The 23,386-nt window shown below is 37.2% G+C and carries 27 protein-coding genes and 1 other annotated feature; of the genes, 23 read left to right on the top strand and 4 right to left on the bottom strand.

What is annotated here, in order from left to right; translation table 11 throughout:
* Nucleotides 1–317: 317 nt before the first annotated feature.
* Nucleotides 318–1,661, top strand: coding sequence for a TrkH family potassium uptake protein (locus AC0IXC_RS15840; RefSeq protein WP_002140965.1), 1,344 nt, complete (start codon nucleotides 318–320; stop codon nucleotides 1,659–1,661).
* 34 nt (nucleotides 1,662–1,695) lie between these two features.
* Here the strand turns inward: AC0IXC_RS15840 and AC0IXC_RS15835 are convergent, their stop codons facing one another.
* Nucleotides 1,696–2,070 (bottom strand): imidazole glycerol phosphate synthase, encoded by a 375-nt coding sequence (locus AC0IXC_RS15835; RefSeq protein WP_080118818.1) that lies wholly within the window; start codon nucleotides 2,068–2,070, stop codon nucleotides 1,696–1,698.
* Between the two features lie 172 nt (nucleotides 2,071–2,242).
* On the opposite strand from AC0IXC_RS15835, the gene ytfJ reads away from it, so the two are divergent.
* Both ytfJ and AC0IXC_RS15825 read left to right on the top strand, forming a co-directional pair.
* Entirely contained in the window at nucleotides 2,243–2,650 is a 408-nt protein-coding gene (ytfJ, locus tag AC0IXC_RS15830) for a GerW family sporulation protein (RefSeq protein ID WP_002030645.1), read from the top strand.
* A gap of 108 nt (nucleotides 2,651–2,758) precedes the next feature.
* On the top strand, nucleotides 2,759–2,848 hold the full coding sequence (locus tag AC0IXC_RS15825) for a hypothetical protein (protein ID WP_000608225.1): 90 nt from the start codon (nucleotides 2,759–2,761) through the stop codon (nucleotides 2,846–2,848).
* Nucleotides 2,849–3,276: 428 nt separating this feature from the next.
* Here AC0IXC_RS15825 and AC0IXC_RS15820 read toward each other — a convergent pair whose 3' ends face one another.
* Nucleotides 3,277–3,516, bottom strand: a complete 240-nt coding sequence (locus AC0IXC_RS15820) for a YkuS family protein (RefSeq protein WP_002011725.1) — start codon at nucleotides 3,514–3,516, stop codon at nucleotides 3,277–3,279.
* 86 nt (nucleotides 3,517–3,602) lie between these two features.
* Nucleotides 3,603–3,842 carry a DUF3911 family protein gene (locus tag AC0IXC_RS15815; protein ID WP_002140966.1) on the bottom strand — a complete coding sequence of 80 codons (240 nt, stop codon included), beginning with the start codon at nucleotides 3,840–3,842 and terminating at the stop codon, nucleotides 3,603–3,605.
* 415 nt (nucleotides 3,843–4,257) lie between these two features.
* Between AC0IXC_RS15815 and ilvE the strand changes: the two genes are divergently transcribed.
* The 20 genes from ilvE (at nucleotide 4,258) to AC0IXC_RS15715 (ending at nucleotide 22,495) form a co-directional block, all read left to right on the top strand.
* Nucleotides 4,258–5,154: a branched-chain-amino-acid transaminase gene (gene ilvE / locus AC0IXC_RS15810; protein ID WP_002011723.1), complete on the top strand. Its 897-nt coding sequence runs from the start codon at nucleotides 4,258–4,260 to the stop codon at nucleotides 5,152–5,154.
* 15 nt (nucleotides 5,155–5,169) lie between these two features.
* Nucleotides 5,170–5,398, top strand: a binding site (T-box leader).
* 73 nt (nucleotides 5,399–5,471) lie between these two features.
* Nucleotides 5,472–7,172 carry an acetolactate synthase large subunit gene (gene ilvB, locus AC0IXC_RS15805; RefSeq protein WP_061675101.1) on the top strand — a complete coding sequence of 567 codons (1,701 nt, stop codon included), beginning with the start codon at nucleotides 5,472–5,474 and terminating at the stop codon, nucleotides 7,170–7,172.
* Nucleotides 7,169–7,678: an acetolactate synthase small subunit gene (gene ilvN, locus AC0IXC_RS15800; protein ID WP_000822948.1), complete on the top strand. Its 510-nt coding sequence runs from the start codon at nucleotides 7,169–7,171 to the stop codon at nucleotides 7,676–7,678. Before ilvB ends, ilvN begins: the two co-directional genes overlap by 4 nt.
* Nucleotides 7,679–7,699: 21 nt before the next feature.
* On the top strand, nucleotides 7,700–8,716 hold the full coding sequence (ilvC, locus tag AC0IXC_RS15795; RefSeq protein WP_003188179.1) for a ketol-acid reductoisomerase: 1,017 nt from the start codon (nucleotides 7,700–7,702) through the stop codon (nucleotides 8,714–8,716).
* A 1-nt stretch (nucleotide 8,717) separates the two neighbouring features.
* Nucleotides 8,718–10,238, top strand: a complete 1,521-nt coding sequence (gene leuA / locus AC0IXC_RS15790) for a 2-isopropylmalate synthase (protein WP_002064438.1) — start codon at nucleotides 8,718–8,720, stop codon at nucleotides 10,236–10,238.
* 78 nt (nucleotides 10,239–10,316) lie between these two features.
* A complete protein-coding gene (leuB, locus tag AC0IXC_RS15785) occupies nucleotides 10,317–11,381 on the top strand; it encodes a 3-isopropylmalate dehydrogenase (protein ID WP_002011718.1) in 1,065 nt (354 codons plus the stop codon).
* Complete coding sequence (gene leuC, locus AC0IXC_RS15780) at nucleotides 11,381–12,775, top strand: 3-isopropylmalate dehydratase large subunit (protein WP_002011716.1); 1,395 nt, start codon at nucleotides 11,381–11,383, stop codon at nucleotides 12,773–12,775. Before leuB ends, leuC begins: the two co-directional genes overlap by 1 nt.
* Nucleotides 12,753–13,334 (top strand): 3-isopropylmalate dehydratase small subunit, encoded by a 582-nt coding sequence (gene leuD, locus AC0IXC_RS15775; protein ID WP_002086742.1) that lies wholly within the window; start codon nucleotides 12,753–12,755, stop codon nucleotides 13,332–13,334. The genes leuC and leuD overlap by 23 nt, the downstream gene beginning before the upstream one ends.
* Nucleotides 13,335–13,643: 309 nt before the next feature.
* The gene (locus AC0IXC_RS15770) at nucleotides 13,644–14,906 is read left to right on the top strand and encodes an ATP phosphoribosyltransferase regulatory subunit (protein ID WP_326997674.1); all 1,263 of its coding nucleotides are present in this window, start codon (nucleotides 13,644–13,646) and stop codon (nucleotides 14,904–14,906) included.
* Nucleotides 14,882–15,517 (top strand): ATP phosphoribosyltransferase, encoded by a 636-nt coding sequence (gene hisG, locus AC0IXC_RS15765; RefSeq protein ID WP_033708301.1) that lies wholly within the window; start codon nucleotides 14,882–14,884, stop codon nucleotides 15,515–15,517. The genes AC0IXC_RS15770 and hisG overlap by 25 nt, the downstream gene beginning before the upstream one ends.
* Before the next feature lie 11 nt (nucleotides 15,518–15,528).
* On the top strand, nucleotides 15,529–16,818 hold the full coding sequence (hisD, locus tag AC0IXC_RS15760) for a histidinol dehydrogenase (RefSeq protein ID WP_002126285.1): 1,290 nt from the start codon (nucleotides 15,529–15,531) through the stop codon (nucleotides 16,816–16,818).
* A complete protein-coding gene (gene hisB / locus AC0IXC_RS15755; RefSeq protein WP_002030662.1) occupies nucleotides 16,818–17,402 on the top strand; it encodes an imidazoleglycerol-phosphate dehydratase HisB in 585 nt (194 codons plus the stop codon). The genes hisD and hisB overlap by 1 nt, the downstream gene beginning before the upstream one ends.
* Nucleotides 17,403–18,032, top strand: a complete 630-nt coding sequence (gene hisH / locus AC0IXC_RS15750; protein WP_002011707.1) for an imidazole glycerol phosphate synthase subunit HisH — start codon at nucleotides 17,403–17,405, stop codon at nucleotides 18,030–18,032.
* The gene (hisA, locus tag AC0IXC_RS15745) at nucleotides 18,005–18,724 is read left to right on the top strand and encodes a 1-(5-phosphoribosyl)-5-[(5-phosphoribosylamino)methylideneamino]imidazole-4-carboxamide isomerase (RefSeq protein ID WP_002086736.1); all 720 of its coding nucleotides are present in this window, start codon (nucleotides 18,005–18,007) and stop codon (nucleotides 18,722–18,724) included. Before hisH ends, hisA begins: the two co-directional genes overlap by 28 nt.
* Entirely contained in the window at nucleotides 18,718–19,476 is a 759-nt protein-coding gene (gene hisF, locus AC0IXC_RS15740; RefSeq protein ID WP_471653035.1) for an imidazole glycerol phosphate synthase subunit HisF, read from the top strand. The genes hisA and hisF overlap by 7 nt, the downstream gene beginning before the upstream one ends.
* Nucleotides 19,473–19,778, top strand: coding sequence for a phosphoribosyl-AMP cyclohydrolase (hisI, locus tag AC0IXC_RS15735; RefSeq protein WP_113708974.1), 306 nt, complete (start codon nucleotides 19,473–19,475; stop codon nucleotides 19,776–19,778). Before hisF ends, hisI begins: the two co-directional genes overlap by 4 nt.
* A 10-nt stretch (nucleotides 19,779–19,788) precedes the next feature.
* Complete coding sequence (gene hisE, locus AC0IXC_RS15730) at nucleotides 19,789–20,112, top strand: phosphoribosyl-ATP diphosphatase (RefSeq protein WP_002011702.1); 324 nt, start codon at nucleotides 19,789–19,791, stop codon at nucleotides 20,110–20,112.
* Between the two features lie 12 nt (nucleotides 20,113–20,124).
* Complete coding sequence (locus AC0IXC_RS15725; RefSeq protein ID WP_088034929.1) at nucleotides 20,125–21,144, top strand: histidinol phosphate phosphatase domain-containing protein; 1,020 nt, start codon at nucleotides 20,125–20,127, stop codon at nucleotides 21,142–21,144.
* A 68-nt stretch (nucleotides 21,145–21,212) separates the two neighbouring features.
* A complete protein-coding gene (locus tag AC0IXC_RS15720; RefSeq protein ID WP_471653034.1) occupies nucleotides 21,213–21,377 on the top strand; it encodes a YozQ family protein in 165 nt (54 codons plus the stop codon).
* Between the two features lie 137 nt (nucleotides 21,378–21,514).
* Entirely contained in the window at nucleotides 21,515–22,495 is a 981-nt protein-coding gene (locus tag AC0IXC_RS15715) for a 2-hydroxyacid dehydrogenase family protein (RefSeq protein ID WP_002011699.1), read from the top strand.
* A gap of 32 nt (nucleotides 22,496–22,527) precedes the next feature.
* Here AC0IXC_RS15715 and pssA read toward each other — a convergent pair whose 3' ends face one another.
* Entirely contained in the window at nucleotides 22,528–23,229 is a 702-nt protein-coding gene (gene pssA, locus AC0IXC_RS15710) for a CDP-diacylglycerol--serine O-phosphatidyltransferase (RefSeq protein ID WP_002011698.1), read from the bottom strand.
* Nucleotides 23,230–23,386: the final 157 nt, after the last annotated feature.

Below are 23,386 nucleotides of genomic sequence, written 5' to 3'. Positions count from 1 at the left end.
GGGAGGAACAGCTCCGATACATATACTATAAAAGATAGATGTGACCCTCGTGTGAACTTGGAGTGAAAGATATGGGAATTTGAAAAGGGATAAAATAGTTGTTGTAAGAGTCATAGTATAAGTGGAGATATAATAGAAAATATTCTTTTGTAAAACGATAGGAGTCTGAATATAAATAAAAGTTGAAATCTATGAAAAAAAGGATTATGCTCAACTATATTATAAGAATATAAGGTTTATCCCGCTACTTGTAGGCTCTTAAAGAGTCTTTATTTATGAGGGGATAAAAGCTTCACTTGATAAAGGGAGTTAGTGATATGGAAGTAGCAAAAAAACAAGGGTTGTATAATCGTTTTATACGATTGAATCCACCACAAATTTTAGCATTAGGCTTTTTTTGTTTAATTGTGGTCGGAGGATTGTTATTAAAGTTACCGTTTGCAACGAAAGTACATATTAGTTGGGTAGATGCTTTCTTTACAGCTACGTCGGCAGCGACTGTAACCGGTTTAGGTGTTGTAGATACTGCGAGTACGTTTACGATGTTTGGTGAAATTGTTATTATGTTTTTAATTCAAACGGGTGGTCTCGGTCTTATGACGATAGCCATTTTAATTGTTTGGGTATTAGGGAAAAAAATTGGTTTACGCCACCGATTATTAATTGGAGAAGCATTTAATCAAACAAATATTGGTGGTCTTGTGAAATTAGTAAAACGTGTTTTTATTTTTTCTATTTGTATTGAGCTAATTGGAGTTATCTTTTTATCGATTCGCTTTATTCCAGAGTTTGGTTTTGGAAAAGGTTTATACTATAGTATTTTTCACGTTATTGCGTCATATAATAATGCCGGCTTTGCGCTTTGGCCAGATAATTTAACAAGATACGTAGGAGATCCTATTATTAATATTGGGATTTGTTCTTTAATTGTAATAGGAGGGTTAGGATTTACGGTATTAATTGATATATGGTATAGCCGTAGTTTCCGAAAATTATCACTGCACTCCAAAATCATGATTGTTGGAACGATAGCACTTAATGTTATTGCGATGATTGTGATTTTTGTATTGGAATATAATAATGTGAAGACTTTGGGGCACTTATCTTTAAATGAAAAATTATGGGCTTCGTTCTTCCAAGGAATTACACCTCGTACAGCTGGTTTTAACACGGTAGATTATGGGGGGATGGAAGAGTCATCGATACTATTTACAATGGTATTAATGTTTATTGGTGCGGGAAGTGTATCGACAGGCGGTGGAATTAAGTTAACGACATTCGTTATTTTAATTACATCAGTTCTTTCTTTCTTTAGAAAGAAAGAGGATTTTGTTTTATTTCAGCGTACGATTAAAATGTCGACAGTAACGAGAGCGTTAGCAATTGTCGTTGCTAGTCAAATACTTATTTTTACAGCGGTATTTGTATTAATGCTTACAGAAGACTTCAGTTTTATTCAGTTATTATTTGAGACAATTTCAGCGTTTGGTACAGTAGGGTTAACAATGGGGATTACTGCGAAGCTATCGGCGTTTGGAAAATGTATTATTATGTTTGTTATGTTTTGTGGATTAATCGGACCGTTAACACTTGTGTTCTCTTTGGCACGACCAGCAAAACAAAAAATTAAATATCCATCAGAAGATGTATTTACAGGATAAGGTATCCCGCATAAAGCGAGATACCTTTTTCTTTTTAAAAAAGAGAGAACAATAAACCAATAAGCGCCACTCGGAATAAAATCGCAATGAGTGCAGCGATACCACCCACAATGGCAGCGGTACCGCCAGTTACAGTAGCCCCGCGATTATAAGCGTAAATACCAAGTAGAACAGAAACAAGACCAAATAGTGTTGGGAATGTGAATAATGATAATATTGCTAAGGCAAGAGCAATGAAACCAGCAGTCGATCCAGCTGCAGACGATCTTACCTCAGCGTTATCTTTATCATCATAATCGATATGCTGTGGTGCAACTTCAGCTGCGTATTCTTCTTTATAATCACTATCTATTCGATCTCTTTTTTTATATTCATCAAATTTCTCAGTCAAAGTAAGGACTCCTTTCATAACAAGGTTCAATAGTAGTATGTATCTCTTTTTCCTTTTTATCCGAGCATGTACAGGGAGTAATATCCAATTGGAAAGTGGAAAATGTTTTTTCAAAATAGGAAAACTTAGTATGACTTCCTCTATTTTGGAAAGTATAAAAAAGAATAATGAGGAAAGGGTGTAGTACATAATGGAACATCCAATTGAAAATTTAATGAAAACAGCAATGACAAATTTAAAAGAGATGGTAGATGTAAATACGATTGTTGGAAGTCCGGTTTCAACAGCTGACGGAAATGTAGTATTAACAGTATCTCAAGTGGCTTTTGGTTTTGGAGCTGGTGGAAGTGACTTTAAAGGTGATTTTATTTCCGAAAAACATAACGGCGGACAAGGGCAGCATAAAGAGAACAAGCAAAGTCATCCATTCGGAGGCGGAAGCGGGGCTGGGGTTTCTATTAGCCCAGTTGCTTTTTTAGTAGTTGGTTCTAACGGTGTGCAAGTGTTGCATCTCAATAGTAGTACACATTTAATTGAAAAAGCGTTAAATACTGTGCCAAGCACTGTGGATAAATTTGTGAATGGTCGCCAAAAGTGAACTTGCATTTTTTAGGAATTATGATATATTAGAAAAAGTGCGCTTTATGACGATCGGAATAATTGAACTGTAAATATATATGATGTGTGGAATAAGGGAGAGGAATTTATGATTAATATCAAAAACTTAGTAGTTGGCTTATGTATGTTAGTAAGCGGTTTTGTTGTATATGTAATAAAAGAAAAAGCTCCATTCTAAAACAGACAAACCGTTAATGTCTGTTTTTAATTTGTAAAAAATATTGACAAGTTATTGTATTGGTGTTAGAATTTTAATTCGTGTCTCGGTTAAAGCTAGTGTAAAGTAAATAAATCTTATGAATATAATACGAAAAGTTTGCGAAAGATCGGGTAGTCTTACCAACAACTTTTGTGAACAAACCCTATAAATTGTATATGTAAGCTTTATATGTATACTAGTGAATCAAGGAGCGGTCAGTGGAACCGTAATGATGAGAGAGAGGTAGGGCTTTCATCCAGTATATGTTACTTTCCCGTTAGGTGAATATAAAAAAGAGGGCTCCTTTTGAAAAGGAGCCCTCTTTCTATAAATAAATTGAAACTATAATCAGTGGGACCATTCCATTCCCTTTACATGTTAGCTCACAAATAATGTGATAAAAGTGATTAAGTGCGGTTTTCAACTTGCTGACAAATTTCATCTGTTGTTAAACCATGTGCTTTAATTACAGATCCTTTTATCGATGTATCTGCAATGCCCATCATATTAGAATCTTGCCCGGTTACAACGCAACAATCACACCCATGTGCATCATTTTCAGAGTTAAGTGAAACGACTTCATGTCCTTGTTGCTGAAGAGCTTGTTGAACATCTGTTAAAGAGTTCTCAACACCAATTCTAGCCATAATTTTCACCTCCTACCATCTAGTTGCTAGTATGCTCAAGTCCATAGCATATATTTATGAAAAAATGGTAGGAAGAGAATATTTGTTTAGTCGTTATATACACCAGTAAGCATTTGACTAACGAATTGATCATTTAATGTATCTTGTGCTGAGCTGTTATTAGACTGAATATCGATTGAAGCTGTGTAGTTGTTATGTTTCCTACTATTTGGTTCTACTTCAACGTAATTATTGAATTTACAAAATCCTTTCGTATCCATTAGATCAAATAGTTGTAGCATTTCTACTACCTCTTGTCTCGTTCCTTTAATTTGTACACACGCCATTGTTATTTCCTCCTTCAATTTGACAAATTGTTTTTTAAAAATAGGATTATGATTACTAAATGAAAAATATGAATGTTATTTTTAGACAGCGTTATTTTTGTTATTTTCCCCCTTTTTCACCAAAAGTCGTTGTATATTCCCGGATTTATAAAATCGGACGTCCGTTTATTGAATACAATAGATTCGTATCAATTGGCGAAAACCCTTCTTTTAAACAAATATTTTTTTAGTAGAATTTGACGAAAAAATTTTTTTGACTTTTTGTAAACGTTAACAATGTTATTAAATCAATATAAACAAAGATGTACGTACGATTAAAAATTAAAAATTTTCTAAAAATTCACTTGATTTATTTGAAAAGGAGAGTAGACTAGGAAACAATAAAAAACTCATAGAACATAGGGGGCGCTTTCAAGTGAACGAGCAGTGGATTTTCTTAAATGGAGAATTTGTTCCAAAAGACGAAGCAAAGGTTTCAGTATATGATCATGGCTATTTATATGGCGATGGAGTGTTCGAAGGAATTAGGGTATATAGCGGTAATGTTTTCCGTTTGAGAGAGCATCTTGTCCGGTTATATGAATCAGCGAAATCCATCATGTTAGAAATTCCATATACGTTAGAAGAAGCAACGAAAATCGTTGTTGAAACGATTCGACAAAACAAACTATCTAATGGATATATCCGCCTCGTTGTATCAAGAGGACCTGGGAACTTGGGATTAGATCCCGATTCTTGTACGAAACCAAATGTAGTAGTAATTGCAGAGCAATTATCTTTATTTCCACAAGAATATTATGAAAAAGGGATTCCGATTATAACAGTTGCAACGCGTCGCAATCGCCCGGATGTTTTATCGCCTCAAGTAAAATCTTTAAATTACTTAAATAATATTTTAGTTCGCATTGAGGCGAAATTAGCTGGAGTACAAGAAGCACTTATGTTAAATGACCAAGGATATGTAGCTGAAGGCTCTGGAGATAATGTATTTATTGTGAAGGGAAATAAATTAATTACACCACCAAGTTCTGCTGGAGCGTTAGAAGGTATTACACGAAACGCGATTTTAGAAATCGGCGAAAAACTTGGATATGACGTAAGAGAAGAATTATTTACAAGGCATGATGTATATGTAGCTGATGAAGTGTTTTTAACAGGAACAGCTGCTGAAGTAATTGCTGTTACGACAGTAGATGGAAGAACGATTGGTTTAGGTAGAACAGGGCCACATACGAATCGTTTATTAGAAGAATTCCGTAAATTAGTTGTAGAAGATGGAGAGAAAATTTACGAAGAAAATAAAGTTGGATAATAGCTCTTATGACATGATAAAGCGTTGATAGGGAGGAGTAGTTGACTGTGAAGCCTCACAGAGAGTCGGTGGTTGCTGGAAACCGATGGTTCACGTCGACGAACATCACCCTTGAGTGCTAAGCTGAAACGTTTGTTTAGGCTTAGACGGTAGCTCCGTTATTAGCTAGACTCATATCCCGAGTCACTGAGGCAAGAGTAATCTTGCAAAGAAGGGTGGTACCGCGAAATCTTTCGTCCCTTCAGCACATAGCTGGAGTGTGGACGTAGGATTTTTTTATTTTATAAATGTTTTAAAAAAGGGGGCTTATAAGAAAAATGTCTTCAAAAACGGAAGAGAAACTGGCAACTGGTGCACAGCTATTGTTAGAAGCGCTAGAAAAGGAAGGAGTAGAGGTGATTTTTGGTTATCCAGGTGGTGCGGTTTTACCTCTATATGATGCGCTTTATGATTGTGAAATTCCGCATATTTTAACGAGGCATGAGCAAGGTGCAATTCATGCTGCTGAAGGATATGCAAGAATTACAGGAAATCCAGGAGTGGTAATTGCAACAAGTGGACCGGGTGCTACAAATGTTATTACTGGTCTAGCTGACGCGATGATTGATTCATTGCCACTTGTTGTATTTACAGGGCAAGTAGCAACAACGTTAATCGGGAGTGATGCTTTCCAAGAAGCTGATATTATGGGGCTTACGATGCCGGTGACAAAACATAATTATCAAGTACGAAAAGCATCGGATTTACCCCGAATTATTAAAGAAGCATTTCATATCGCTAGAACAGGAAGACCAGGCCCAGTCGTAATTGACCTTCCGAAAGATATGGTAGTAGAGAAAGGTGAGCGATGTAGTGATGTACAAATGGATTTACCAGGATACCAGCCTAATTACGAACCGAATCTACTACAAATAAACAAATTATTACAAGCGATTGCGACTTCAAAAAAACCGTTAATTTTAGCTGGAGCAGGTGTATTGCATGCGAAAGCATCGAAAGAATTAACAAGTTTTGCTCGCAAATATCATATTCCAGTTGTTCATACATTACTTGGTCTTGGTGGGTTTCCGCCAGATGATGAACTATTTCTAGGGATGGGAGGAATGCACGGTTCATACACCGCAAATATGGCGTTATACGAATGTGACTTACTTATTAATATAGGTGCAAGGTTTGATGATCGTCTTACTGGAAATTTAGCTTATTTTGCTAAAGAGGCGATTGTCGCACATATAGATATTGATCCAGCGGAAATTGGGAAAAATGTGCCGACTGAAATCCCTATTGTTGCGAGTGCAAAGCAAGCATTAGAAGCTCTACTCAACTTTAAGGAAGGGGAAGTAAATCACAATGATTGGCTCTCATTATTGAATAGTAGAAAAGAAAAATACCCTCTTTCTTACAAAGAACATGCAGAGCGTATTAAACCTCAATATGCAATTGATATGCTATACGAAATTACGAAAGGAGAAGCGATTGTAACAACAGATGTTGGGCAACATCAAATGTGGGCAGCTCAATATTACCCGCTGAAAAACCCAGATAGATGGGTAACCTCTGGGGGGTTGGGAACAATGGGCTTCGGGTTTCCAGCAGCAATAGGTGCACAAATCGCAAAGCCTGAAGAACTAGTTATTGCAATTGTCGGTGATGCTGGATTTCAAATGACACTGCAAGAACTAAGTGTGTTAAAAGAGCATTCTTTACCAGTTAAAGTTTTTATTTTAAATAATGAAGCTTTAGGGATGGTAAGACAATGGCAAGAGGAATTTTATAATGGGCGATATTCGCACTCCTTACTTTCATGCCAACCAGATTTTGTTGCGCTTGCCAATGCTTATGGCATAAAAGGTGTTCGTATTGAAGACCCACTTCTTGCAAAGCAACAATTACAGTATGCAATTGAGTTAAGAGAGCCTGTTGTAATTGATTGCCGCGTACTTCAATCCGAAAAGGTAATGCCGATGGTTGCCCCAGGAAAAGGCGTTCATCAAATGGAGGGAGTGGAGAAAAGGTGAAGAGAATTGTAACAGCGACAGTTCGAAATCAAAGCGGTGTGTTAAATCGAATTACAGGTGTTATGACACGTAGACATTTTAATATTGAAAGTATTTCAGTAGGTCATACGGAATCATCGGATATTTCGAGAATGACGATTGTTGTACACGTTGAAAATGAACAGCAAGTTGAGCAGTTAATTAAACAACTTCATAAGCAAATCGATGTACTGAAAGTATCAGATATTACAGAAGAAGCGATGATCGCTAGAGAACTTGCACTTATTAAAGTAGCAACGTCTGTAGCAAGAGCAGAATTATATAGTTTAATTGAACCGTTCCGAGCCGCTGTAATAGACGTTGGGAAGGATTCCATAGTGGTGCAAGTAACAGGTACCCAGGAGAAAGTAGAAGCGTTAATTGAATTACTTCGTCCATATGGTTTGAAAGAAATTGCTAGAACAGGTGTAACAGCATTTACACGTAGTATGAAAAAACAAGATAAACAAGTTATGTTAATTCAATAATTATTTAAAAAATAGGGGGAAATGAAAATGGCGAAAGTTTATTATGAAAAAGACGTAACGGTAAATGTATTAAAGGAAAAGAAAGTAGCAATCATCGGATATGGATCGCAAGGCCATGCGCATGCGCAAAACTTACGTGATAACGGATTTGATGTGGTAGTAGGACTGAGGAAAGGGAAGTCATGGGATAAGGCGAAAGAAGACGGTTTTTCTGTATATACAGTAGCGGAAGCAGCAGAAAAAGCAGATGTAGTAATGATTCTACTACCTGATGAATTACAGCCGGAAGTATATGAAGCTGAAATTGCACCAAACTTACAAGGCGGCAATTCTCTCGTTTTCGCGCATGGATTTAATGTTCACTTTGATCAAGTAAAACCGCCAGCTAATGTAGATGTATTTCTAGTAGCACCGAAAGGTCCAGGACATCTAGTACGTCGTACGTTTGCGGAAGGGGGAGCTGTTCCTGCATTATTTGCAGTATATCAAGATGCAACAGGAGTTGCGACTGAAAAGGCACTTTCATATGCAGATGGAATTGGGGCGACGAGAGCAGGTGTATTAGAAACAACGTTTAAAGAAGAAACAGAAACAGATTTATTTGGAGAGCAAGCTGTACTTTGCGGCGGAGTAACTGCACTAGTAAAAGCTGGGTTTGAAACGTTAGTTGATGCTGGTTATCAACCGGAAGTTGCATATTTTGAATGTTTACATGAACTAAAACTAATCGTTGACCTTATGTATGAAGGCGGACTTGAAAATATGAGATATTCAGTTTCAGATACAGCGCAGTGGGGCGACTTCGTATCAGGACCACGCGTTGTAACGGAAGATACGAAGAAAGCGATGGGTGCAGTGCTAGCAGAAATTCAAGATGGTACATTTGCAAGAGGCTGGATTGCAGAGCATAAAGCAGGAAAACCAAATTTCCATGCGACAAATGAGAAAGAGAATGAACACGAAATTGAAGTAGTTGGACGTAAATTACGTGAAATGATGCCGTTTGTACAGCCGCGAGTAAAGGCAGGGGTCAAATAATATGAAGCAAATTTTGTTCATGGATACGACGCTACGTGATGGCGAACAATCACCAGGAGTTAATTTAAATGAACAAGAGAAATTACAGATTGCGAGGCAACTAGAGAGACTTGGTATTAATGTAATGGAAGCTGGATTCGCAGCAGCTTCTGAAGGTGATTTTCAATCGGTAAAACGTATCGCAAATACCATTCAAAATGCTACGGTTATGAGTTTAGCTAGAGCGAAAGAAAGTGATATTCGAAGAGCCTATGAAGCTGTGAAAGGCGCTGTCTCTCCTCGTTTACACGTATTTTTAGCTACGAGTGACATTCATATGAAATATAAGCTTTGTATGTCAAAAGAAGATGTATTAGATAGCATACATCGCTCGGTTACGCTCGGGAAATCACTATTTCCAACAGTTCAATTTTCAGCAGAAGATGCAACAAGAACATCGAGAGCATTTTTAGCTGAAGCAGTAGAAGTCGCGATTCGCGCAGGAGCGAATGTAATCAATATTCCTGATACAGTTGGATATACGAATCCAGAAGAATATTATTCTCTTTTTAAATACTTACAAGAATCCGTTCCGTCGTATGAAAAAGCAATTTTCTCTTGTCATTGTCACGATGATCTTGGGATGGCAGTAGCGAATTCGTTAGCTGCGGTTGAAGGCGGAGCGTTACAAGTAGAAGGAACGATTAATGGAATTGGAGAAAGAGCGGGGAATGCGGCGCTAGAAGAAGTCGCGGTTGCTCTCCATATTAGAAAAGATTTCTATGAAGCAGAATCCTCTATGACATTAAAAGAAATTAAAGCGACGAGTACGTTAGTAAGTCGGTTAACGGGTATGGTTGTACCGAAAAATAAGGCGATTGTTGGAGCAAATGCTTTTGCTCACGAATCAGGTATTCATCAAGACGGTGTATTAAAAGAAGTAACGACGTATGAAATTATTGAACCATCACTGATTGGAGAGTCACAAAATTTATTTGTATTAGGAAAGCATTCCGGGCGCCATGCGTTTACTGAAAAAATGAAAGAACTTGGTTATGAGTTTACAAAAGAAGAACGGGATGTGGTGTTTGAAGCATTTAAAAACTTGGCTGACCGTAAAAAAGAAATTACAGAAGAAGATTTACGTGCGCTTATGCTTGGTGAAGCAGCATTTGCGGCCCAGCAATATAGCATTACTCAATTGCAAGTACATTTCGTATCAAATAGTACACAGTGTGCAACGGTTGTACTAAAAGATGAGGAAGGAAATATGTACGAAGATGCAGCAACTGGTTCTGGAAGTATTGAAGCGATCTATAATGCAATTCAAAGAATTTTAGGATTAGAATGTGACTTAGCGGATTATCGCATACAATCTATAACGCAAGGTCAAGATGCACTTGCACATGTTCATGTTGAATTAAAAGAAGGAACTCATCAAGTATCAGGTTTTGGTGTTGCGCAAGACGTATTAGAAGCATCGGCGAGAGCGTATGTTCATGCGGCCGGAAAATTAAAATCTTTTATTACTCTTGTGAAGTAACTGTTTGATAAGTGAGGGGATCGTCCCTTACTTATCAAAATACATTTCTGAAAATTCAGATAAAAAGGAGTGTTTTAATTGGAAAAACGTATCGTTTGTTTAGCGGGTGATGGTGTTGGTCCGGAAATTATGGAAAGCGCGAAGGAAGTATTGCATATGGTAGAGAGGCTATATGGACATCACTTTCATTTACAAGATGAGTACTTTGGCGGAGCGGCTATCGATTTAAATGGGCAACCATTACCACAGCGAACACTTGCCGCTTGTTTAGCGAGTGATGCGGTTTTACTTGGAGCGGTTGGTGGACCACGGTGGGATGATGCGAAAGAAAGGCCAGAGAAAGGATTATTAGCTTTAAGAAAAGGACTTGGTGTATTTGCGAACGTTCGTCCTGTAACAGTAGAAAGCGCAACTGCACATTTATCGCCATTAAAAAACGCAGATGAAATTGACTTCGTTGTCGTTCGTGAACTAACAGGCGGTATTTATTTCTCTTATCCGAAAGAAAGAACGGAAGAATCGGCAACTGATACACTTACGTACCATCGTCATGAAATTGAACGTATCGTGTCGTATGCTTTTCAATTAGCGAGTAAGAGAGAGAAAAAAGTAACCTCTATTGATAAAGCGAATGTTTTAGAATCTAGTAAATTGTGGAGAGCTGTTACGGAAGAAGTAGCTCTTCGTTATCCTAATGTTGAATTAGAGCACATTTTAGTAGATGCAGCTGCTATGGAGTTAATTCGAAACCCAAGGAGATTTGACGTTATCGTAACAGAAAATTTATTTGGTGATATTTTGAGCGACGAGGCTTCTGTATTAGCAGGGTCATTAGGAATGCTTCCATCAGCGAGCCATGCGGAAAACGGGCCGTCTTTATATGAGCCTATTCACGGATCAGCGCCAGATATTGCAGGTAAAAATAAAGCGAATCCAATTGCGATGATGCGTTCAGTAGCGATGATGCTTGGGCAATCATTTGGATTAACGAGAGAAGGGTATGCGATTGAAGAGGCAATTTCTGCAGTTCTTCAATCTGGGAAATGTACAGCTGATATTGGGGGAAATGAGACGACAACTTCATTTACGAGGGCAGTTATTCAAGAAATGGAAGAGCAGGCACTAGTAGGGAGAGGAAGATAATGGGGAAAAGGTTACTAGATAAGCTTTGGGAAAGACATGTAGTTGTAACGAATGAAAATGGATTGGATTTATTATATATCGATCTTCATCTCGTTCATGAAGTAACGTCACCGCAAGCCTTTGAAGGCTTGCGGCTTGCAAATCGAACTGTTCGGAGACCGGAATTAACGTTTGCAACGATGGATCATAATATTCCAACGAAAGATGTTTGGAATATTACCGATCGCATTGCGAAGCAGCAATTGGATACACTTCGTGACAATTGTAAACAATTTAAGGTGCGATTAGCCGATATTGGTGATGAAGAGCAAGGAATCGTTCACGTTATAGGACCAGAACTTGGGCTCACACAACCGGGGAAAACGATTGTATGCGGTGATAGCCATACAGCAACCCACGGTGCTTTCGGTGCTTTAGCGTTTGGTATTGGTACGAGTGAAGTAGAACATGTATTAGCAACTCAAACGCTGTGGCAACGAAAACCGAAAGCGATGGGGATTGAATTAAAAGGAAAGTTACCGAAAGGCGTTTATGCAAAGGATATTATTTTGCATCTTCTCTCAAAGTACGGTGTAGCGGTTGGAACGGGGCATGTAATGGAATTCTACGGAGAGACGATTCGTGATATGGGTATGGAAGAGAGAATGACACTTTGCAATATGGCAATTGAAGGGGGAGCGAAAGCTGGTATCATTGCACCAGATGAGAAAACATTTTCTTATGTAAAAGGGCGTGAATATGCACCGAAAGACTATGAAACGTTTACGGGAAAATGGTCGGAGCTTTATACAGATTCAGATGCAATTTATGATTTACATATTTCGGTAGATGTTACGGATTTAGCACCGTATGTCACTTGGGGAACAAATCCTAGTATGGGTGTTCCTATTGATGAAAAATTACCAGAGAAGCATAACGAAAATGATGAAAGAGCATTTTCATATATGGGATTGAGCCCTGGGCAAAGTACGTTTGAAATTCCTGTTAAGCATGTCTTCATTGGTTCTTGTACAAATTCACGTCTATCTGACTTAGAAATTGCTGCATCTGTTGTAAAAGGGAAAAAGGTAAAAGAAGGTGTGCGAGCACTCGTTGTACCAGGATCAAAAAGTGTGAGAGAGCGGGCGATGCAAAAAGGCTTACATCGCATATTTGAAGAAGCGGGATTTGAATGGAGAGAGCCTGGATGTTCAATGTGTCTTGGGATGAATCCAGATCAAGTACCTGAAGGAGAACATTGTGCTTCTACTTCAAATCGTAATTTTGAAGGAAGGCAAGGGAAAGGAGCACGAACACATTTAGTAAGTCCAGCTATGGCTGCAGCAGCTGCGTTATATGGTCATTTTGTTGATATTAGAAAGGAGAGTTACGATGGAACCATTTCATATTCATAAAGGTACTGCCGCAGTACTTATGAATGATAACATTGATACAGATCAAATTATTCCGAAGCAATATTTGAAGAGAATTGAAAGGACGGGATTTGGAAAATATTTATTTGATGAGTGGCGTTACGATAATGAGCGCCATGAAAATCCTAATTTCTCCCTTAATGCACAAGAACGAAAAGGAGCAAGTATATTAATTACAGGTGATAATTTTGGATGTGGTTCTTCAAGAGAACATGCTCCGTGGGCGCTTGCGGATTATGGTTTCCGCGTTATTATCGCCGGAGGATTTGCAGATATTTTTTATATGAATTGTATGAAGAATGGTATGTTACCGATTGTAATGGATAAAGAGATGCGTGAACAACTTGCCAAAACGAATGCGAGAGATCAAATGGAAGTTGATTTAGAGAATGAAGTAATTATTACGAATACGCACAGGTTTCATTTTACAATCGAGAAAATGTGGAAAGAAAAATTATTAAATGGTCTAGATGAAATCAGCATTACAATGCAATATGAACAAGAAATTGAAGAGTATGAAAGAAAAGTAGCTTCACATTAACTAAAAGTAGAATATTCGAAATGTATTTACATTCAGAATTAACTGTTATATACTATGTAAAAAATCAGAGGAGAAAGGGAGTAAGTATTATGAATATCGTACAATCTATTAAAATGCTTACAAAACTACATCATCATACATGAAACCCTTGAACCTAACGTGAAAACGTGTAGGCACAAGGGTTATTCCCGTTGTACCTACACTCTACTAAAGAGCCTTGTAGGTATTTTGTCTACAAGGCTCTTTTTATTTTCGGTTTGGGTGGATGGAATGGGCATAAATTAAAGAGGGAAGGGTGTGTGAATTCAGATGACAAAGTGGAAACGGGCAAATCCGAATGGAACGAGAGATTACTTATTCGAAGAATGTACGTTAATTGAAGAAGTGGAACAAAAATTAAGACGGACCTTTTTAGAGAGAGGTTATGAAGAAATAAGGACACCTACAATTGAATTTTATGATGTTTTTGCATTTCAAAACAGGCCGATAGATGAAGAAAAGATGTATAAATTTTTCGATGAAAAAGGACGGATTATCGTTTTACGCCCAGATATGACAATTCCTTTAGCAAGAGTAATTGGAACACAGAGAGGGGATATTCCTCTTAAAGTAACTTATAGCGGGAATGTATTTCGGGCGAATGAGTCCCTTACTGGGAAATATAATGAAATAGTGCAAAGTGGTATTGAAATTATCGGGATTGAAAATGTAAGGGCTGAAATTGAATGTGTGATAAGCGTAATTCAAGCACTTCAAAAATTAAAGGTGCAATCTTTCACAATTGAGATTGGGCAAGTGCAGTTATATAAATGTATCGTAAAAAAGCTCCCCATTAATGATGAAGAAGAGAAGTTACTTAGAACGTATATTGAAAGTAAAAATTATGCCGCACTCTCACACTTTATAGAAGAAAAGAAATTAAATCGGTGTGATGAAACAGTAAGGTTACTTGAGAAACTACCAAGGTTATTCGGGAGTTTAGATGTTGTTGAGGAAGCAGAAAAACTCGCCTCAAGTAATGAAATGAAAATGGCCATTGCGAGAGTGAAAGAAATATATGAAACAATTGAACAGTTAGGATATGGCTCTTACATATCAATTGATTTAGGTATGGTTCAACATTTGGATTATTATACGGGTGTTATTTTCAAAGGGTATATATATGAAATTGGAGAAGAGATTGTTAGTGGCGGAAGATATGATGAGTTAATTGGAAATTTTGGAGAGATGATGCCGGCGGTTGGGCTCGCGGTGCAAGTAAATCAAATAGTTAAGGCACTTCAAGAGCAGCAAGAACCATATAAACGAAAGAGCATAGATATTATGATTCATTATGAGTTAAATAGATTAGCAGAAGCGGAAAGGTTACGAAATTTACTTCAAAAGGACGGGAAGAATGCCCAGTTATCTTTATTCTCTGATTTAAACGATACTTTTCAATTTGCAAACAAGAATAAAATAATGACAGTCGTTGAGGCGAAGAGTGAGTCACTAGTGGAATATGTATGGAGAGAGAAATGGATCATCCAGAAAGAAGGGAAGGCTTCATGCGTAACATTCAAATTGCGTTAACGAAAGGAAGATTAGAAAAGCATGTTATTCCACTGTTTGAAAAAATTGGAATTGATTGTTCAGAGCTCAAAGATAAAGGAAGAAAACTTGTGTTTAAAAGTAAAAACACAAACATTTCATTTATTTTAGTGAAAGCGGTAGATGTTGCTACTTATGTAGAACATGGCGTAGCTGATATTGGAGTCGTTGGAAAAGATATATTAATGGAATTTGAGAAAGATATATATGAGATGGTCGATTTAGGAGTGGGCGTGTGTAAATTTTGTGTCGCTTCTATTCCTACGTATAATCCGAAGAGTTATCGGAAAAAACGAATTGCTACGAAATATCCGCACATTACTTCTACATATTTTCATGATAAAGGGGAGGATGTAGAAATTATTAAAATAGAAGGATCTGTAGAGATTGCTCCACTTCTAGGTTTGGCAGATGCAATTGTTGATATTGTTGAAACAGGAAAAACATTACAAGAAAACGGGTTAATTGTATTTGAGGAAATGTGCTCTATATCAGCTCGAATGATTGTGAATAAGGCTGCATTGAAAACTAAAAAAGACGAAATATTCTGTATTATAAATATGATGGAACAAGAAATTTTGTCAGGGAAATAGGGGGATTTTAAATGGAGATAGTTTTTGAAGATTTCCAAGAGGCTTTATCGAAAATAAAATCGCTACGAGAAAGCGCTAATATAATAGAAGAAACTGTTCAAAGAAGTGTAAGTGAAATTGTTCAAAACGTAAGGGAGAGTAAAGATGAGGCTTTATCGTTCTATACAAAAAAGTTTGATGGTGTAGAGACAAAAGATTTTCGTGTAAGTGAGGAAGAAATAAAACAAGCAAGTAAGTTTGTAGAACAAGCTTTTTTAGAAGCGTTAAAAGAGGCGAAGAAAAATATTATCTCGTATCACGAAAAGCAAAAAAGACAATCTATGTTTGATTGCGTGAGTGAAGGGGTAATTAGAGGGCAGCTTATTCGTCCGTTAGAAAATGTAGGTGTATATGTGCCGGGCGGGACTGCTTCGTATCCTTCATCAGTATTAATGAATGTATTGCCAGCAAAACTCGCAGGAGTGAAAAAAATTGTAATGGTAACACCGCCGAAGCAAGGAGGAATTGATCCGCATATTTTAGCTGCTGCAAGTCTTGCAGGTGTAGATGAAATATATATGGCCGGTGGTGCTCAAGTAATTGCTGCTCTAGCATATGGAACGGAATCGATTCCTAAAGTAGATAAAATAGTTGGACCAGGGAATTTATATGTCGCGCTAGCGAAGCGAGAAGTATATGGGATAGTCAATATCGATATGATTGCTGGACCATCAGAAATTGTAGTTATCGCAGATGAAACAGGAAATGCCGAATATATTGCTGCTGATTTATTATCACAGGCAGAACATGACGAGAGGGCAACAGCTATTTGTATTACAACAAATATAAAGCTTGCTAAAGAAGTAGAAAGAGAAATAGAAAGACAGCTAGAGACGTTGCCTAGAAGTGAAATCGCTCGTGAATCCATAAAAAGAAATGGAGCAATTTTTATTGTCCCTTCTTTAGAAGAGGCGTTTCATTTATCAAATGAAATCGCTCCAGAACATTTAGAGTTACACATAAAAGAGCCAATGAATGCTCTAGCTTATGTAAAGCATGCGGGATCAATTTTTCTTGGTCCATATGCACCTGAACCGCTCGGAGATTATTTGGCGGGGCCGAATCACGTATTACCGACAAGTGGAACGGCAAGATTTTTTTCTCCGTTATCCGTCGATGATTTCGTAAAAAAATCAAGCTTCGTTTCGTATACGGAAGAAGCGTTAAGAAGTGTACAGCATCATATTGTAGAACTTGCAAATAAAGAAGGTTTACATGCACACGCAAGAGCAATCCAAATTAGGTTTAAGGAGGAAGAATAATGCGCGAGTCTAGTCAAGTACGTGAGACGACGGAAACAAAAATTAAATTAAGTTTGCAACTTGATGAAAGTACGAATGTTTCTGTGCAAACAGGAGTTGGATTTTTTGATCATATGCTAACTTTATTTGCTAGACACGGAAGATTTGGTTTGCAAATTGAAGCTGAAGGTGATGTATTCGTTGATGCTCATCATACGGTTGAAGATGTTGGAATTGTACTCGGAACTTGCTTGAAAGAATCATTGCAAAATAAAGAAGGGATTAACCGTTACGGCTCAGCGTATGTACCGATGGATGAATCTTTAGGATTTGTCGCGATTGATATAAGCGGGCGCTCATATATTGTATTTCAAGGTGAATTAACAAATCCGAAGCTAGGGGATTTTGACACAGAATTAACGGAAGAATTTTTTAGAGCAGTGGCTCATGCTGCAAATATTACGTTACATGCTCGCATTTTATACGGAAGCAATACACATCACAAAATTGAAGCTTTATTTAAAGCGTTCGGTCGAGCGCTTAGAGAGGCAGTCGATAAAAATGCCAATATTAATGGTGTAAATTCAACGAAAGGGATGTTGTAATTGATTGCAATTATAGATTATGGAATGGGAAATATTCGTAGTGTGGAACAAGCATTAAAATATATTGGAACAGAGTACATCATAACGGATGATAAAAAAGAAATATTGAGAAGTGATGGAGTTATTTTACCAGGAGTAGGCACATTTCCGAAAGCGATGGGCGTTTTAGAAGAAAAAGATTTAGTATGTGTGCTAAAAGAAGTTGGGAGCTTAGGAAAACCGCTTCTGGGTATTTGCTTAGGAATGCAGCTTTTATTTGAAAAAAGTGAGGAACTACAAAATTGTAACGGATTAAATTTATTGCCAGGTGTTATTCGAAAGTTAAAAGTTCCTTATAAAATTCCACATATGGGGTGGAATGAATTAAAAAAAGAAGGAGAAATATCGCTTTGGAATGGAGTAGAGGACGGTTCTTTCGTATATTATGTCCACTCTTATTATGCAGATTGTCCGAATGAAATTGTGTATGGGGCAAGTGAATATGGTGTGAAAGTACCTGGTTTTGTAGCAAAAGGAAATATATTTGGCGCACAGTTTCATCCTGAAAAAAGTGGGGAAATTGGGATGCGAATGTTGAAAAATTTCAAAGGGGTGGTAGAAGCATGGAAATCTTCCCAGCTATCGATTTAAAAGAAGGACGATGCGTCAGGCTTTATCAAGGAGAGTTTAGTAAAGAAACGGTGATGAATGAAGATCCAGTCGCACAAGCAATCATATTTGAAAAACTTGGAGCGAAAATACTACACGTTGTTGATTTAGATGGAGCAATTGTTGGGGAGTCAGTAAATTTACCTGTCATTGAAAAAATATGCAAGGCGGTACGTATTCCGGTGCAAATTGGAGGAGGAGTTCGGTCACTCGCGGCAGTGGAGAAGTTGTTGTCAGTAGGTGTAGAAAAAGTGATATTAGGAACGGCTGCCCTTTACGATAAATCATTTTTAGAAGAAGCGGTTCGTCTATATAAGGAGCAAATCATAGTTGGAATTGATGCGAAAAATGGTTTCGTAGCAACGAGGGGCTGGTTAGATGTGTCTGAAATTTCGTACATCGATTTAGCGAAGCAAATGGAAAGTGTAGGTGTTCAAACGATTGTGTTTACGGACATTTCAAAAGATGGGACACTTGCAGGACCAAATTTTGAGCAATTAGAGTTACTGCAAAAAAGCGTGGGTATTCGTGTGATTGCATCTGGAGGTGTCGCATCTATTCAAGATGTGAAAAGATTAAATGATATGAACATATATGGCGTCATTATTGGGAAGGCACTTTACGAGAAAACGATTGATTTAGAAAAAGTGTTACAGGTAACAAAACTATGTTAGCAAAACGAATTATTCCATGTCTAGATGTGAAAGAAGGGCGGGTAGTAAAGGGGGTGAATTTTATAGGGTTACAAGACGTCGGTAATCCTGTTGAAATAGCCGCATTATATAATGATGCGGGAGCAGATGAAATCGTATTTTTAGACATCACTGCGACGTATGAAGGGCGAAAAACGATTATAGATGTTGTAGAACAAACAGCCTCAAAGGTGTTTATTCCTCTTACAGTTGGCGGGGGGATTTCAAGTGTTAAAGATATGTACAATTTACTAAGAGCTGGAGCAGATAAAGTTTCAATAAACTCAGCGGCAGTGAGAAATCCGAAGTTAATCCAGGAAGGTGCGGAACATTTTGGCTCACAATGTATTGTCGTAGCAATTGATGCTAGAAAAGTAGAGGAAGATAAATGGAATGTATACGTGAACGGCGGAAGAGTCGATACAGGGATGGATGCAATCGAATGGGCGAAGCGCGTTGTTAAGCTCGGGGCAGGAGAAATTTTGTTGACGAGTATGGATGCAGATGGAACGAAAAACGGATATGATCTTCGTTTAACAGGAGCAATTTCAAACAGCGTTTCTGTTCCAGTAATCGCATCAGGTGGATGTGGTCATGTGGATCACATTATAGAAGTATTTCAAAAGACAACAGTTGATGCAGCATTAGCGGCATCAATCTTTCATTATGGTGAAGCGACTGTACAAGATGTAAAGAGAAAATTAAGAGAAGCAAACGTTGAGGTGCGGTTATGAAACCTAATTTTGCAAAAGGATTGATACCAGCTGTTGTTATCGAGGAAGATACGAAAGAAGTTTTAATGTTAGCTTATATGAATGAAGAAGCGTATGACAAGACGATGGAAACGAAAAGAACATGGTTTTATTCCCGTTCGAGACAATCGTTATGGAATAAAGGAGGTACATCGGGAAATGTCCAATATGTGCAATCACTTTATTTAGACTGTGATCAAGATGCAATCGTTGTTGTTGTAAAGCAAGTAGGGCCTGCTTGCCATACGGGAGAAAAAACGTGTTTTCACTACAAAATTATATAGGGGGATACATATGGAAGATATCCTTAAGTTATTATTTGAAACAATTGAAGAACGAAAGAAAAATCCACTCTCTGAATCATATACGAATTATTTATTTTCAAAAGGTGAAGATAAAATTTTAAAGAAAATTGGTGAGGAGTGCACCGAAGTAATTATTGCGTCTAAAAATAATGATAAAGAAGAAATAGTAAAAGAAATGGTTGATGTGTTCTATCACTGTTTTGTTCTATTAGCCGAAAAAAATATTCCATTAGAAGATGTCATGCAAGAAGTGAAAGAAAGAAATGGAAAGCTTTCGCGAGTAGGGGACAGAAGAGAAATAGATACATTATAAGGGGGAATATGGATGAAAGTGGACTATCACATTCATTTAGAAGAAGGACCATATTCAATAGGGTGGCTAGCTAAAATAAATGATGCGCTACAATATTTTGAACCGCTTAAAGAAGAAAAACATTCTATGGAATGGCTTATGAAAACACAAGAACGCCTGCAAAGACGTGTGAAGGAAGGTCCATTTACAGCGAAATGGATTGATTTATATTTAGAAGAAGCTGTGCGAAAAGGTATAAAAGAAGTTGGTATTGTCGATCATTTATATCGTTTTCATGAAGCGAAAGGATATTATGAAAAGTATGTAGATATTAGTGATTCTAAGCTTGGTCGCCTGCAAAAAGAATGGTTAGATCAAGTAAGAGTAACGTCTATTTATGATTTTACAAAGGCGATTGAAGAGGCAAAAGAGCGATGGAGTAAACGAGGGATAACGCTCAAACTTGGAATTGAAGCGGATTATTTTATCGGGGGTGAACAAGAGTTAAAAGGTTTACTAGCATTAGGAGACTTTGATTATGTAATCGGTTCGGTCCATTTTATAGATGGATGGGGATTTGATAATCCAGATACGAAAGAGTATTTTGGTACGCATGAGTTACATACTTTATATCACACGTTTTTCGCTACAGTTGAAAGTGCTGTTCGTTCCGAGCTTTTTGATATTATAGCTCACCTCGATAACATAAAAGTATTTAATTACCGGTTAGATGAGAATGAACAGCTTTCTTATTATAAGGAAATTGCTCGTGCGTTAGTGGAAACAAATACAGCAACAGAAATAAATGCGGGATTGTACTATCGATATCCTGTGCGCGAAATGTGCCCAAGTCCGCTTTATTTACAAGTATTAGCTAAGCATGGAGTTCCGATTACTCTATCCTCAGATGCCCATTATCCGAATGATTTAGGAAAGTATGTGGAAGAGAATATAAAGACATTACGCAATCATGATATTTCTCACATAGCTACATTTACGAAACGAGTAAGAACGATGAGATTGCTTGAAGAAGAAGTAATAATTTCAAAATGAAACACGATTTTTTGATGAAAATCACCCTTTTTGTTCAAAATAAGAAAGAATGAAAAGGAGGATGAAAAATGGTGAAACAACAAAATAAACAAAACGTACAAGCGGCAGATCAAGCCTATACTTCTAAAACAAATAATACTGCTAACTCAGTTATTGAGGAACAAATTAGCGATACAGTTGCAGAAGGAACAATCGATGCGAAGCTTGGGAAAGAATCGCAAGAAAAAGCGTAAAAAGAGGGGAGAGTTGCATCTCCTCTTTTTTTATGGGGAAAAGTGTCGATTTTCAAAACTATAATCAAATTCCTTGGTTTTTATATGTAGATTTCTTACAATGAAATATAAGAGATATCATATTTTGTATAGAAGAGGTGTTAGTAGTGGCGAAAATATTAGTAGCAGGGAAAATTCCAGAAATCGGATTAGAATTATTGAAAAATCATGATGTAGAAATGTACAATAAAGAAGAATTAATTAGTGTAGAAGAGTTAGCAGAACGTGTAAAAGATAAAGATGCACTTTTAAGCTTACTTTCTACGAAGGTATCGAAAGAGGTTATTGACGCAGCACCAAACTTGAAAATTATCGCAAATTATGGTGCTGGTTACGATAATATTGATTACACATATGCAGGAGAAAAAGGAATTGCGGTAACGAATACACCGAAAGTATCAACTGAAGCGACAGCAGAATTAACATTTGCACTTCTTTTAGCAGCTGCACGTAGAATTCCTGAAGGTGATACGTTATGTCGTACAACTGGATTTAACGGATGGGCACCGTTATTCTTCTTGGGCCGCGAAGTACACGGTAAGACAATCGGAATTATTGGCCTTGGAGAAATCGGGAAGGCAGTTGCAAAGCGTGCGAGAGCATTTGGAATGAATGTTTTATATACAGGACCAAATCGAAAGCCTGAAGCTGAAAGTGAACTGGAAGCGACATACGTAACGTTGGAAGAATTATTACAAACAGCGGACTTTATTACAATTAACTGTGCTTATAATCCGAAATTACATCATATGATTGATGAAGAACAGTTTAAAATGATGAAGAAAACAGCATATATTATAAATGCTTCACGTGGACCAATTATGAATGAATCAGCACTTGCTCATGCACTAAAAACGAATGAAATTGAAGGTGCAGCTCTTGACGTATTTGAATTTGAACCGAAAATTACAGAAGAGCTAAAAGGATTAAAGAATGTAGTACTTGCTCCTCACGTGGGGAATGCAACATTCGAAACACGTGATGCAATGGCTGAAATGGCAGTAAGAAATATTTTAGCTGTATTAAATGGTGAAGAACCTGTAACACCTGTAAATCAAAAAGTATTAGTTACAAAATAAAAAAGAAACCTTCCGTATTTCGGAAGGTTTTTTTATTTTTCTTTATTCGCTTTTTTAGAAGGTCTTTGTCTAATAAATTGAGATAACATATACAAAATGTATAGTGGAATGGCAATGAATAAGAAAACAGAAATGTTGCCAAAACTTGTTTGGTACATTGTGATAATAATTCCAACTAAAAATAGTGTAATAATTATGCTATATCGTGGAATTGGTACATCTTTTAAACTTGGGATACGAACACGGCTCACCATTAAAAATGCGAACGTTACGAATACGGTAATGAGAACAATTTTTGGAATGGTATGTGAAAATAATGTTAAGAAAGCAACAAGCCCTCCTGCTGCAGTAATCGGAACTCCAGTGAAATATTTCATAGAAGTAGATGATGGCGTTACATTAAATCGTGCTAAGCGATATGCTCCGAACAGAGGGAATAATCCCGCTATGTATAGTCCAATGATTCCATAGTTGGAAAAAGATGTGTAATACATTAAAACAGCAGGTGCTGCGCCAAATGTTACAACATCCGCTAGTGAATCAAGCTCTTTTCCCATTTGTGAATCAACGCGTAATAAACGAGCGACACGACCATCAAGACTATCTAACATCATCCCGATCAGTACTAAAATAGCAGCTGATTTATAATATCCTAAAGATGCATAGCCGATTGACAAAAATCCGCTATATAAATTCCCGAGCGTAAATAAGTTTGGAATAGCTGCTCTATACAAAATCTGATCCCTTGCTTTCTGTTATAAATTCTTAATTAGTGTATGAAAGTTTACTTATTTTATCATACCATAAATTTCTTTCTCATACGAAAAAAATTCCCAATTTGTGAAAGATTGTATAGAAGAGAAATTTGAAAAATAAGTAAAAAAAGGAAGC

It is taken from the genome of Bacillus sp. AC266, assembly GCF_979253805.1.
The sequence above is the reverse complement of the archived record's forward strand: the minus strand, read 5'-3'. Positions and strand labels throughout refer to the sequence as shown.